The organism is Kribbella speibonae (assembly GCF_004331375.1).
In the GTDB taxonomy this organism is placed as follows: domain Bacteria; phylum Actinomycetota; class Actinomycetes; order Propionibacteriales; family Kribbellaceae; genus Kribbella; species Kribbella sindirgiensis.
The window spans coordinates 551,166-564,127 of sequence record NZ_SJKC01000003.1; the positions used below are offsets into that span (position 1 = coordinate 551,166).

The following is a 12,962-nucleotide window of genomic DNA, read 5'->3' on the forward strand; positions in this document are numbered from 1 at the left end:
GCCCGTCATCATGGCATCTAGGGCGTGGCACCCGGCGTCAACGTGACCGTGACGGTGCGGTTCTGGGCGTCGGTGCGGTACGGCGGGTGCGCCTGGTCGCCGGACTGCATCGTGAACGCGGTCAACGGGAGACCTGACGCGGTGCTGAGCTCCTGGGTCGCGACGCGGGCTCGGAGGAGTGCGGTGCGGGAACCGCCGGAGTTGGTTCCGCCCGGTACGACGACCGAGTAGCCGGTCACGGTGATCGTTGCCTGCAGCCCGGGGAGTCGTTTGCCGAGTACTGCGAGGGCGCGCTCGCCGGCTGGGCTCAGGTCGGTGCCGGTGGCGAACACGCCTTCTGTGAAGACGACGCGTACGGCGTTCTTCTCGCGCTGCACTAGTACGCCTGCGCCGGCGACGCGTTTGGCGATCGCATTCAGCTTGGCTGCGGTTGCAGCTGCTTCGGCGCGCCTCTGTGCCTCCAACGCCGCCAACCGCCGAGCCAGCTCAGCCGCTCGCTCCTCGGCGCCAGAGTCGACCGTCGGTGTAGGAGTCGTCAGCACCGGAGTCGTCTGCACCACAGGCACATCCCCACGACCTCCGAAAACAACCACACCCCCACCAAACACCGCACCCACCAGCACCACAGCCATAACCCCCGGCAACACAGGCCGCGAAGCCCGCCGACGCCGCCGAATCCCCGCAACCACCCGCCGCCCGGCAACAGCCCCCGCCACCACCGTCCCACCCGCACCGGCCTTCTCCACCTCTGCCCAGAGGGCGTCGGCTTCGTCCCATCTCCTTTGCTGGGCTCGGATTCGGGCCAGCAGATCGAGGACCTCGGGGGAAGGATCGTCGAGATCGGTCAGCAAGGTGGCAGCGCCGGAGAGGTCGCCTTGGCGGGCCAGTTCGGCAGCTCGGGCGACGGCAACCTGCTGGCGAATGGCGGTCATTGGGTGAGCCCAATGATGATCTCCCGCTCATCACGCGGAAGCAGCCGGATCATCTGCTGCACAACCTGTTCCACCGCCCGCTGGTCGCGCCGGTTGATCGCGTCCCGCCCCTCCGCCACCAACCGATCCGCCTCAGCGGTCGGAGGCAACATCCCCGGCGACCGCACAACCTCCCAGTACACCGCCTCGTACCACCCCGGCTGCCTGCGGTACAGCCGCGCCATGAAGATCTCGGTCCGCTCCGTCGCCGCGTCCATCGCCTTCAGATCGCGGTCGTCGATCGCCTGTTGCGCCGCCTCCCGCAGCGCGGTCAGCTCCTGCTCGTCCCGCACCGCACCCGACTGCTGAACCAACTCGGCCGCCTCCGCGAGCAGATCGAGCAGCTGACGAGTACGACGCGGCAACGCGGCCAGATCGTCGATGTCGTCCAGTTCCGCCTGGAAGTCGCGCAGCCGATCCTCGGCCGTCGCCGCCGCACCGGCATCCGTCGCAGACGCCCGTACCTGCTCGCGAACGGTCGGCAACGTGCCCTCCGCCTCCAGCCGCCGCAGCCGCTCGTCCACGTCCGGCAGATCCGCCGACTGCCGCAACACGTCGTACCGGTCCTCGGCCTCGGCCAGTTGCTGCGTCAGTACGTCCGCCGACGGCGTTCGCACCGACCCGAGATCGATCTCCGCCTCGAACTGGGCCCCGATCAGCGGGACGTCGGCGACCACCGTGACCAGGTTCGACGCGTCCACCTCGAACGTGACCTCGACCTCGGTCCCGACCGGCAGGTCCATCCGCAGGTCGACCGGTTTGATCGTCAGCATCCCGACCGGCCGGTTCCGGTTCGCGCGGACCCGTTCCCCTTGGACGACAGGGATCTGGATCATCGCCTCGTCGTCGCGCCGGAGCAGTGTGTACGACGTACGGAATTTGCCCGTTTCCGTCGTCGGCACGCCGGCGCCCTTGCGGAGCAGCGGCGAGAACGTCTTGTCGGCCAGTTGGATGCCGAGCGAATGCGCCAGCCGGGCCCCGCCGAACGTCTCGGTCCGGTGCGTGATCGACAGCGTGTTCGGCACCACCTTCTGCGGCGCGCCGGCCGGGTCGATCAGCTCGACGGTGAACCGCGATGTCCGGCGCTCGTCCACGTCGACCTCGGTCGCGAACGCGCCGACCCGGTTCAGCGCGATGTTGGCGGTCCGGAACGGCGGCCGGCCTTCGGGGTTCGCGAGGACGACGGAGTACCCGGTCCAGTCCAGGTCCCGCCCGGCGCGCAGCCGGCCCGCCACGGTCGTCGTGGTCGTGGTGACGGCCGGTTCGTACGAGAGTTCGACGGCGAACTCGCCTGCTGCCGGGGCCGCGGCCAGCGGGGCGGGATGCCGGATGGTGCTCGCGAACAACGCCGCGCCGCGCGCGACCACGGTCGACGGGTCCAGCCGGGTCTCGAGTTCGATGCCGATGCCGGAGGCCGGGTCGGCGAGCCGTTCGCGCAGACCGGGGGAGAGCGTGACACCGCCGACCAGCAGCAGCTTGTCGATCGCGTCCGCCGACAGGCCGTTCTCCCGCATCGCTTCGCGGCAGAGGTTGATCGCGCGCACGTAGTACGGCTCGGCGACGCGGTCGAGGGCGCCGCGGGAGAGCGTGAAGTCGAACGCCTCGCGGTCGCCGCCCGGGGTGTCGAGTTCGACCGTGACGGAGGTCGACTCGATGCCCGAGAGGGCGATCTTGGCTTCCTCCGCGGCCGCCTTCAGCCGGGCGAAGTTGTGTGCGTGCGCGGGGTTGTCGCGGCGGAAGTCGGACAGCCCCAACTCTGCCTCCGCCGCCGGTGCGAGCACGCGCTCGACCAGCGCCCAGTCGATCAGCTTGCCGCCCAGGTACGGGTCGCCGGCGTGGTGCAGCACCCGCAGTTCGCCGTCGCGCTTGTTCACCACCGCGGCGTCGAAGGTGCCGCCGCCGAAGTCGAACACCATCCAGTACGCCCGGTCGCTGGTGTCCTGGAGCCCGTACGCGAACGCGGCCGCGGTCGGCTCCTGCAGCAGCGGCGAACCGGGAACGAACCCTGCCAGGGTAGCGGCCTCGACGGTCGCCTTGTTCTGGTTCAGCGCGAATGCCGCCGGGACCGTGATGACGGCCGCGGTCGGAGCCTCGTTCAGGAACCGGCCCGCGTCGTGGCGCAAGGATTTCAGGACTTCGGCCGACAGTTGCGGCGGCGTGAGCTGGACGCCGGCCCGGACGAACTTCCGGGCCACATCGGCCAGACCCATCTCCAGCTTGAACTCGGACGCGGTGTTCTCCGGATCGGACTCGGCCCGGGTGCGAGCCTTCGTGCCGACCCGGACCTCGCCCGCGCGCGGCATCCAGACCGCCGACGGCGTGGTGTCCTGGCTCTCGTTGTTCTTGATCACCGTGACCGTGTCGCCCTCGGCCAGGGCGATCGCGCTGTTGGTGGTGCCGAGATCGATCCCGATGTCGATGGTGTCACGCATGGCTGTCCTCGCTGTTCTTCGAGCCGGTGGGTACGGCGACGATCACCTGGGCGGTCTGGATCCGCCGGTCGTGGTGGTACACGGCGGGCCGTACGGTCTCGACGACGGTCTCGACCGTCACCTCGGGATCGTCGGAGTAGAGCAGTACGTCGACCGAACGGCCGGCGTGGAACGGCTCCCCGTCGTGGTCCTGGACGGTGAGCCCCGCGGACGCCAGCGCACCGGCGCAGGTCCGCAGGTACCGCGCAGCCTGCTTCCCCTGGCCATCGTTGCCCTGGGCAAGTTTGCGGCGGGCCCGCCAGAGATTGGTCGCGGCCTCGGCGAGCGCGTCGTCGTCCGCGTCCTCGGCGGGTTGCGCCGCGGTCTGCCCGAGCTCGGCGAGGGAGCGTTCCAGGTCGTCGTACGCCGAACCGGACCAGCTCGGCGCCGCGATCCGGAACGCCTTGTGCTGCCGCCACTGGCGGAACCAGGCCCAGGTCATTTCGCTGCTCCCTTGAACGGCTTGTTGTCGGCGCGGTGCACCACGCAGATGGCGTACTTGACCTGCTCCAGGTCCGACCACGACGGATAGTCCGGCGGCCCGACCCAGGTCGCGAAACCCGGCAGGCTGGGAATCCTGGCCGCGCAGGCTTTCCGGGACAGGGCGTTGACCTCGCTGTCGCCGGGGAAGGACTGGCCGGCTTCGTAGAGCGTCGGGTAGCCGAAGATCTGACCCCAGTGCCACTCGGTGCAGCGGACGATCATGACCTGGTCGATGAGTGCTCCGTCGGTCACCTGGCCGTTGATCCGGTCCCGGACACACGTGCCGACCGGCGCGTTGTCGGCGACCTTCTTGGCCTGCAGGTCCATCGCGACCGGCTTCGGATCCTTCAGCTCGGCGATCGGTGTCAGTCCGCCGTGGAGGTCGAGACCGTCCTGCCGATGGACCACGCAGGCCGCGTAGTTCTCGTACTTGCTCGAGTTCTTGCCGTTGTTCCAGCGTTGCGCGGGCGCGTGGAGCGTGGTCACGTCGTACACGTCGTCGTTCAGACGCTGCTGGACCATCTTCTCGCCGCACAGGAACTGGCCGAGCGCGTTCGCCTGGGCGTCGCCCGGGTACGTCGCGGGCACCTTGGTGATCGCGACGTACCCGATGATCTCGCCCCAGTGCGGCGAGTCGCAGTCGCTGCCGCTGAGACCTGTCTGCGGGCCGGCCGGTTGCTCGTCCAGGCAGGTCCCGGCCGGTGCGTTGTCGGAGATCTTGTCGTTGGAGATGCTGATCTTCTGCGGCCACCAGTGCCACACGCCCAGACCGATCAGCGCGAGGACGAGCAGCCAGGCGACCAGCCGGCGACCGCGGCGGCGCTTCGGGGACACGGGCTTCCGCGGCGGCCTGGTCGGTCTCGTCGTCTGTGGTGAAGGGGAGTAGAACGAGTCGAACGTGCCGGCCGAGATCTCGGCGAGCATCTGGTCGATCTCGGCGCGGACCGACGGCGAGCTGGTCTGCGCCCGCGCCTGCCGGAGCAGCCGTTGGGCGGCGTACTTCCCGCTCATCCGGAACAGGTACTCGACCTGCTCGCGGAACTCCCGCATCGCGCGCTGGTTCTCGAGCACCGCGTCGCGGTTCTCGGTGATCAGGTCGCGGTCGCGCTGGTCGATCACCAGCTTCCTGGCGCGGTCCAGCCAGCGTTCGGCGCGGCCGTCGCCGGCGTCGCCGCGATTCATCAGCTCGACGGCGCAGTTGTTGAGCAGGATCGCGAGCTGGTCGTGCAGCGCCGAGGTCCGGTGGTTGTCCTTCGGCGGCAGCAGGGCGTCGAGTCGTTTCAGCTGCGGCAGCAGGTCGCGTTCGATCTCGGCGACGAGCGGGTCGACCGGTTCCTCACCGATCCGCCGGGCCACCTGGGTACGGCGTTCCTCCAGGTCCTCGTACAGCGGCGCGGCAGCGGCCTCGACCAGCCTGCGGTGCACGGTCTCCGCCTTCGGGAACCTGCGCGCCGTCTTGACCAGCACGCCCGTACGGCCGAGCGGACCGTTGACGGCGAGATCGACGGCCGGCTGGACGAGGGTCCGCGGCAGTTCCCGCTCGATCCCGGCCACGGCCGAGTCGTCGAGCTGCCGGTCGTCCAGCACGCGGACCCGGTACTCCAGATGGTTCGTCAGCGCGCCGGAGACCTTCGACCAGGACTGCGAGGCACGGCTCCACTCGATGTCCGGCGTACCCCGGCTCTGCTCCCGGCTGATCGACTCGTGGTGGGCCGCGACCGCGGCGTCGTGGTCCTGGTGCACCTGCGGATGGCAGCCGCAGCCGGAGACGTCGTCGCCCCACGGCGCGAACACCTCGTGGACCAGCCGGCGGCGCGGGTCGCCGAGGATCAGGTCACAGGCGGCCTGGATCTCGTGCGGGTCGCGCGAGGACGCCGTACCGAGGTCGATATCGGCGCCCACCTCGAGCGCCGCGCGCAACCGCTGCGCGACCTGACGGGTGGTGCGCGCGTTCGCATCCGCGAGCAGACCGCTGATCCGGAAGGCGTTCCGCCGATACAGGTCCGGCCCGGCCAGTCTCCGCAACTCGTCGACAATCGGATCCGCCACCGGCTCACCCCCAGGGTTGTCGGGTCCTGTGCGACCCCGTCATTTCACCCTGACACCGGAAACGGACCCTTTCGGCCGCCTTCAGACCGGTCTGGACCTCCCCTGGATCCCCTGTGGACAGACCTTGGACCGAACCTGCATTTTCAGATGGCGTTGAGCAGATCGAGCGCCGATTGCTGGCGGGCGGCGTCGAGTTTGTCGACCGGGCCGTACCAGCGCAATCCGTACTGGTCCATCGGCGTCCGGTCGGCCGCGAAGGCGCGGTCGGCCTGGCGCTGCAGGTACGACGTGTACGGGTGGTCGGACAGCGCCGCGTTCAGCTTGCCGAGGCCGCGGACGTGCGCGCCCTTGAACGACGGGCCGTCGCCGCCGCAGTCGCCGCTCTCGCACGGCTCGCGCAGGATGCCGTCCGCGGTGTGCAGCGACGACGCCGTGGTCGACGCGTCGGCGAGCTGGCGGGCCGACGTCAGGTACGCCGAGTTGTTCGTTGCCTTGGACAACTCGGTGAGCGCGCCGATCAGCACGCCCTGGTTGTACGTCCACGCGGTGTCGCCGTTGTTCTTGCACGTGGACAGGTCGATCCCGTCGTTCACCAAGTGCGACCCGTTGATCATCCCGGTCTGCTGGAACCACGTCCACCCGGCCTGTGCACGTTGCAGGTACGTCGTGTCGCCGCCGATCCGGCTGTGCAGCTGCGCGTTCAGCTGGATGTAGAGCGAGTTCGAGATCGCGTTCTTGTACGTCTTCGCCTCGCTCCACCACACGCCACCACCGCACGTGCTGTCCCAGTACGCCGCCATGTGATCGGCGTCCGCCCGGGCCGTCTGCAGGTAGCGGGCCTCCCCGGTGAGGTCGTACGCCGCGACCCACGCGAGTCCCCACCACCCGGTGTCGTCGATGTAGTCGTTGCGGAACTGGCCCTCGAACTTGGTCAGGTTCAGGTCGTAGGTCTTGCCGATCGCGTACCGGTAGCTCTGCATCCCGCTGACCCGGGCGTTGTCGATCAGCGCGTTCAGGGCGTTCGCCGAGTTCCACCAGCCGGTGGTGTCGAACAGTCCGCTGGTCAGGTTGTAGTCCTGCATCAACGCGGTCGCGGCCGCCGTACGACGGTCCCAGGCGTTCCACGTCGTACGGGCCCACGGCGTACAGGCGATGTCGGCGCGATCGCCGGCCTTGCCGCATGCGCGGAGTGCTCCGACGCCGAGGTTGTTCCAGTCGTCGACGTTGAACATCTGCGTCCGCCAGCCGCCTTGGCCGGCCGGGATCGCGGTGTTGCCGAGGCGGCTGCCGCCGGACCAGGTGCGGCCGCCGTCCATCGAGCGGTCCAGCCAGACCTCGTCGCCGGGACTGCCGTTCTCGATCGAGGCCCAGTCCATCGCGTCGTCGTCGTCGAAGTGCAGGGTGATCGTGCGGCCGAAGAGCGTGGCTGAGACCGGGGCGCGGTCGGTCGGTGCGAGGGCCGGGTCGCGGGCGTCGCAGTACTTGTTGCAGATCGTTGCCTGGGTCGACATGTTCACCGAGGGGGTCTCAGCCGGCGCGGGCGGGGTGCGCCGAGGGGAGCGATCAGCAGGGACAGGCTGGAAACGATTCCAACGTACATCACAGATCTCCCTGGGGCGGTAGGAAGAGAGCGGTGTCACTGAAGGTAGGTGGGGCGCGACACCACGTCAAGACGTGATGCGGGCTAGAGCGTGAGGAGCGCGGTGAGGATCCCGGCGGTGAGGACGAGGGTCGCCGCGATCGCGAAGCGGCGGCCGCGGGCCTGGCGGCGGCCGATCGCGGACCGGTCGGGGCGGAGGCCGCACGGGTCGAAACCGAGCTCGTCGGCCGGTGCGAGTGCGCTGCCGAGGCGGGCGAGGAACGGCCGATGCTCCGCCTGCCGAGTCGCCTCCTCGACGACCCGGCGGCGCAGGAACTCCCGGTGCCTGGTCGCCGGAACCCTGACGTCCGGCGGCACGGTCAGGCTCGACGGGAGTACGAGGGCGCTCGGGAGCGGCAGCCCCGGCGGGAGCGCCCGCTGGACGACGGCGTGCGCGGCCGCCACCCGCCTCGCCCGGCTGATCGCAGGCGGGAGGATCAGATAAGCGAGGTGGACGAGCGACCGGTAGTCGTCGAGCAGCAGGGCCTCGATCAGCGGCTCTTCACGCGTCGGCCCCTGAACCGGACCGGGAACGATCGGTGTCTCGACCGTGGCGGACATGCATCTCCTCGAACTCGGCGTACGGAAGAACCAACGAACGAATCACTGACCGGTCACGAAATGGTCGGTTAGTCTCCGTGTCATGAGCACTGGTGACGGGGTTGCGGGGCAGTGGGGCGGGGTCGACGTGCATTTCGGTGAGGAGGGCGGCCGGCTCACGTACGGCAGCTACCTGCGACTGGCCGAGCTGCTCGACCAGCAGCGGCTGGAGTCCGATCCGCCGGCGCACGACGAGCTGCTGTTCATCACGATCCACCAGGTGTACGAGCTGTGGTTCAAGCAGGTTCTGCACGAGCTGACCGCGTCCCGGGACGCGATGCTCGCCGGTGAGCACTGGCTGGCCGAGCACCTGCTGCGGCGGGTGCACACGATCGAGCGCGTGCTGACGCAGCAGGTGGACATCCTCGAGACGATGACACCGCAGGACTTCGGTGAGTTCCGGCACCGGCTGTCGCCCGCATCCGGGTTCCAGTCCGTGCAGTTCCGCGAGATCGAGTTCCTGTCCGGCGCGAAGGATCCGTCCTTCGTACGCCGGTTCCGCGGGCTGACCGAGATCGAGAAGGACCGCCTGCGCCGCCGGCTGGAGGAGCCGACGCTCTGGGACGCGTATCTCGACGTACTGGGGAAGTCGGGCTTCGACACCGACTCGGAGGACGCCATCCGCGACGCGCTCCGCAAGGTCGCCGGCGACCGCTCGCACTACGCTGCCATCTGGGAACTCGCCGAGGCCCTCGTCCAGCACGACGAACTCGCCGCGGCGTGGCGGGCGCGCCACGTGGTGATGGTCGAGCGCATGATCGGCACCAAGCCGGGCACCGGTGGTTCGTCCGGCGCCAACTACCTCCGCAGCCGTCTCGACCTCCGCTACTACCCTCTCCTCTGGAACCTCCGCAGCAACCTCTAGCCAGGGCGGGCCTCTTGAAGCTCTACTCCGACGTACCGGTTCAGCGGTTCGGGCAGGTTGTCGGTGATCTGGTGCTGGCGGCGTGGGTGTGGGCATGTGTGGAGCTCGGTCTGCTGGTCTACAAGGTGACCGATGCGCTCGGGGCGCCGGGGCGGAAGGCGGCTGAGGCGGGGGACGGGCTGGCGGGGGATCTGCGGCGGATGTCCGAGCCGATCGGAAAGGTGCCGGCGGTCGGGGATCAGCTGCGGGCGCCGATCGACGGTGCGGCCGGCGCGGCGGGGAAGCTGGCGCAGGCGGGGCGGGACCAGGCGCACGCGGTGGAGCAGTTGGCGTATGTGCTGGCGGCCGTGACGATCGGGGTGCCGGTGCTGTTCGCCGTACTGATCTGGCTGCCGCGCCGGATCCGGTTCGCGCGCCGGGCCACGGCGGCGCAGCGGTTCATCGACAACGCGGCGGATCTGGACCTGTTCGCGCTGCGGGCGATGGCGAACCAGCCGATGCACAAACTCGCGAAGATCTCCGCCGACCCGGTCACCGCCTGGCGCGAGGGCGACCGCGAGGTCGTCAGAGCGTTGGCGACCCTCGAACTCCGGAGCACCGGGCTGAAGCCACCGCCGGACCTCCAGCACTCAGAAACCCCCGCCGATGCCCCGTGAACCCGGCCCGCCGAGCGTGGCCGACTGCGCGGGCGCGAGGTTGGTGAGTGGTGGGCGTCCGCCCTTAACACCAGCTTGAGGATCGGCCGCCGGGTCGGCGGATACGCTCGGGGCATGGCGCGGGTGCTGCTGGTCGAGGACGACGATGCGATTCGGACGTCGTTGGGGAAGTCTCTGACGGCGGCTGGGCACGTGGTCTCGGCGGTCGCGGCCGGTGCCGACGGGGTCGCGGCGGTCGCGCGGGAGCGGCCCGAGGTGCTGTTGCTCGATCTCGGGCTGCCGGACCTCGACGGGCGGGACGTGCTCGCGATGGTGCGGGCGGTCAGTGACGTACCGGTCATCGTGGCGACGGCGCGGGACGACGACGCGAGCGTCGTACGGCTGCTGGACGCGGGCGCGGACGACTACGTGATCAAACCGTTCAGCGCGGCGCAGATGGATGCCCGGATTCGCGCCGTACTGCGGCGGCTCGGACAGGACCCGCACGAGGAGTCGACGGTCGAGGTCGGCGGGTTGCGGATTGATCCGCGGAGCCGTGAGGTGACCGTGGACGGTGCGCCGGTCGACCTGACCCGCAAGGAGTTCGACCTGCTGCTGGCGTTGTCGCGCCGGCCCGGAGCCGTGGTGACGAAGCGGGAACTGCTCGCCGAGGTTTGGGGGCTGCCGTGGGGCGGCGGTGACCGGACCGTCGACGTCCACCTCTCGTGGTTGCGCCGGAAGCTAGGCGAGACGGCCGCCGCGCCGCGGTTCCTGCACAGCGTGCGCGGCGTCGGGATCAAGCTCTCAGTGCCCGACGGGGACGGCTGAGCATGCGCCGCCGGATCCTCCTGCTCTCGGTGGGCATGACCACGCTGGTCGTGCTCGCGTTCGCCGTCCCGCTGGTGATTCTGCTGCGCAGTACGACGGCCAGCGAGTCCAAGGACAAGGCGCGGTACCTGGCGGAGAGCGTCGCGTACTACGTCGGCGACAAGGACCACACGAACGACGACATCACGGCGTACCTCAACGGCCTGAGCGATCATCCGGGACGGATCTCGGTGCGGATGCCGGACGGTACGACGCTCGGCGATCCGCCGCCCGGTGGGGTGCCGACGCCGAAGAACGTGCCGGCCGGGTACGGCGACGGCGACCGTGACGACAAGGGCCCGCCGAAGATCGGCGACGCCGACTACCGCGACGTCGGCGGCGGTCTCGCGGTGGACGTCGGTGTCGGTACGCCGAACGGCGCGGCCTCCGTCTGCCTGTATCTGACCAGCGACGAGCTGTACGACAGTGTGGTCCCAAGGATCCTGGTCCTCATCGGCGGGAGCCTGCTCGTCCTGTTGCTCAGCATCGCCGGCGCCGAACTGGTGTCCCGGCGACTCGCGCGCCCGTTGGAGGAGACCGCGAGTACGGCGGAACGCCTGGCCCGCGGCGACATGGACGCGCGCGCCCCGACGACCGGGCCGGCCGAGGTCGCGAAGGTCGGCTCCGCGCTGAACGGGCTCGCGGACCGGATCGACGAGGTGATCGCGGTCGAACGCGAGGCCGTCGCGGACCTGTCGCACCGCCTGCGGACGCCGTTGACTGCGCTGCGCCTGCAGGTCGAGGCGCTCCCGGACCGGGAGAGCGCCGAGGAGCTGAACACGCAGGTCAACACGCTCGAACGGACACTGACCGCGGTGATCAGTGCCGCCCGCCGGCCGCAGCGCGAAGGCCGTGTCCCGCACTCGGACGCGGTCGAGGTGACGCGTCAGCGGGCCGCGTTCTGGGAACCGCTGTTCGAGGACCAAGGCCGTGAGCTCGCGCTGGACCTGCCGAACGCGCCCGCGACGGTCCGATCGTCCGGTGAGGACCTCGGCGCGGCGCTGGACGCGCTGGTGGAGAACGTCGTCGCGCACACCCCCGACGGAACGCCCGCGCGGATCACGCTGACCCGCGCGGACGGCGTCGTCCGGATAGTTGTCGCCGACAACGGTCCTGGGATCCCGCTGGGCGCCGGCGAGCGCGGCCGCAGCGACCGCGGCTCCACCGGCCTGGGCCTGGACATCGCCCGCCGCTGCGCCGAAGCCGCCGGCGGCACCCTGACCCTGCACCGCAACGAGGTCGTCATCACGCTCCGAGCTTCGACGGATGCCTCGCCAGCGGGGTGACCTGGATCGACATGTAGGGGAACAGCGGCAGGCTCGAGAGGATCTCGTGCAGGTCGTCGTTCGACTCGACGTCGAAGATGCTGAAGTTGGCGTACTCGCCGACGATCCGCCACAGTTCGGGCCAGCTGCCGGCGGCCTGGAGCTCGAGGGCCCGGTCCCGTTCGCGCGCGAGGAGGGAGGCGCGCGCGTCCGGGTCCAGGTCGGGCGGCAACTGGACGTCCATGCGGACGTGGAACAGCATCAATTCCCCTCGAGTTCGAAGTCGTACGTCGCCTCGCGGACGCCGGTGCCGTCGTCGACCGGGTCGAGGATCAGGTCGGGTTTCGTGGCCTCGGCGACGTCGGAGTCGAGCCAGTCGCCGCCGGCGAAGTAGAGCTGGGTGGTGATGGTGCGGTGGCCGTCGGCGCGGACCATGATGTGCAGGTGGGCCGGGCGCCACGGGTGCCAGCCAGCGGCTTCGATCAGCTTGCCGGTCGGGCCGTCGGTCGGGATCTGGTACGGCGCGGGCTGCACGGTCCGGATCGAGAAGTTGCCATCGGCATCAGTCGTGACGACTCCACGCAGGTTGCCGTCCGGTACCCCGGGCGCGAACCCGGAGTAGTACCCGTCGGCGTCGGCGTGCCAGATATCCACCTCGGCGCCCGCCAACGGCGTACCGTCCAGGTCGCGGACCTGACCGCGCAGCACCAGCGGCGTACCTTTCTCGTCCTCGCGATGTGGCAGCTCACAGTCAGCGTTCAGTTGGACCTGCGAAGGCAGATAGTACGGACCCTCGATCGTGCCGAGTGTCCCGCGCTGCGACGAGGCCGCGACCTCCTCCACCACATGCTCGACGAAAACGTCCATGAACAAGGGCCATTCGCCGCCCTCGCCGACCGCCATCAGCCACGCCTTCGCGGCCTGGAACTCCGGGTACGTGACCTGGTTGTCGCGGATCGCCGCGTGGACACCGTGCAGTACGGCGGTCACGACTGTGCTCACGCGTTCGGGGGAGACGTCGGCGGTGTCTCGCGCGCGGTCCTTGAAGTTCGAGCTGGCGTTCGCGCCGGAGCCGGCCGCGGTCGGTGAATCGTGCACTGTGGTCATGATGTTCTCC

Annotated in this window: 12 protein-coding genes; 4 read left to right on the forward strand and 8 right to left on the reverse strand. The window is 69.9% G+C overall.

All coding sequences use genetic code 11. From position 1 onward, the window contains the following. Positions 1-17: 17 nt before the first annotated feature. From E0H92_RS23925 to E0H92_RS44250, 6 genes are all read right to left on the reverse strand, one after another. On the reverse strand, positions 18-932 hold the full coding sequence (locus E0H92_RS23925; protein ID WP_131497770.1) for a hypothetical protein: 915 nt from the start codon (positions 930-932) through the stop codon (positions 18-20). Next, entirely contained in the window at positions 929-3,403 is a 2,475-nt protein-coding gene (locus E0H92_RS23930) for an Hsp70 family protein (RefSeq protein WP_131497771.1), read from the reverse strand. The genes E0H92_RS23925 and E0H92_RS23930 overlap by 4 nt, the downstream gene beginning before the upstream one ends. Continuing rightward, positions 3,396-3,884 carry a hypothetical protein gene (locus E0H92_RS23935; protein ID WP_131497772.1) on the reverse strand — a complete coding sequence of 163 codons (489 nt, stop codon included), beginning with the start codon at positions 3,882-3,884 and terminating at the stop codon, positions 3,396-3,398. The genes E0H92_RS23930 and E0H92_RS23935 overlap by 8 nt, the downstream gene beginning before the upstream one ends. Then, on the reverse strand, positions 3,881-5,974 hold the full coding sequence (locus E0H92_RS23940) for a hypothetical protein (RefSeq protein WP_165549931.1): 2,094 nt from the start codon (positions 5,972-5,974) through the stop codon (positions 3,881-3,883). The genes E0H92_RS23935 and E0H92_RS23940 overlap by 4 nt, the downstream gene beginning before the upstream one ends. Before the next feature lie 143 nt (positions 5,975-6,117). Next, positions 6,118-7,485 carry a glycoside hydrolase family 76 protein gene (locus E0H92_RS23950; protein ID WP_131498354.1) on the reverse strand — a complete coding sequence of 456 codons (1,368 nt, stop codon included), beginning with the start codon at positions 7,483-7,485 and terminating at the stop codon, positions 6,118-6,120. A gap of 173 nt (positions 7,486-7,658) precedes the next feature. Further along, positions 7,659-8,174: a hypothetical protein gene (locus tag E0H92_RS44250; protein WP_165549932.1), complete on the reverse strand. Its 516-nt coding sequence runs from the start codon at positions 8,172-8,174 to the stop codon at positions 7,659-7,661. Positions 8,175-8,256: 82 nt separating this feature from the next. On the opposite strand from E0H92_RS44250, the gene E0H92_RS23960 reads away from it, so the two are divergent. The 4 genes from E0H92_RS23960 to E0H92_RS23975 all read left to right on the forward strand — a co-directional run bounded on the left by E0H92_RS23960 (position 8,257) and on the right by E0H92_RS23975 (position 11,866). Next, positions 8,257-9,078, forward strand: coding sequence for a tryptophan 2,3-dioxygenase (locus tag E0H92_RS23960; RefSeq protein ID WP_131287360.1), 822 nt, complete (start codon positions 8,257-8,259; stop codon positions 9,076-9,078). Positions 9,079-9,092: 14 nt separating this feature from the next. After that, positions 9,093-9,734 (forward strand): hypothetical protein, encoded by a 642-nt coding sequence (locus E0H92_RS23965; protein WP_131497775.1) that lies wholly within the window; start codon positions 9,093-9,095, stop codon positions 9,732-9,734. 114 nt (positions 9,735-9,848) lie between these two features. After that, positions 9,849-10,541, forward strand: coding sequence for a response regulator transcription factor (locus tag E0H92_RS23970; protein WP_131287356.1), 693 nt, complete (start codon positions 9,849-9,851; stop codon positions 10,539-10,541). Between the two features lie 2 nt (positions 10,542-10,543). Beyond that, complete coding sequence (locus tag E0H92_RS23975) at positions 10,544-11,866, forward strand: sensor histidine kinase (RefSeq protein ID WP_131497776.1); 1,323 nt, start codon at positions 10,544-10,546, stop codon at positions 11,864-11,866. Here E0H92_RS23975 and catC read toward each other — a convergent pair. Next, positions 11,826-12,107 (reverse strand): muconolactone Delta-isomerase, encoded by a 282-nt coding sequence (gene catC, locus E0H92_RS23980; RefSeq protein ID WP_131497777.1) that lies wholly within the window; start codon positions 12,105-12,107, stop codon positions 11,826-11,828. The genes E0H92_RS23975 and catC overlap by 41 nt on opposite strands. Then, on the reverse strand, positions 12,107-12,952 hold the full coding sequence (gene catA, locus E0H92_RS23985; RefSeq protein WP_131460075.1) for a catechol 1,2-dioxygenase: 846 nt from the start codon (positions 12,950-12,952) through the stop codon (positions 12,107-12,109). Before catA ends, catC begins: the two co-directional genes overlap by 1 nt. Between the last annotated feature and the right edge of the window lie 10 nt (positions 12,953-12,962).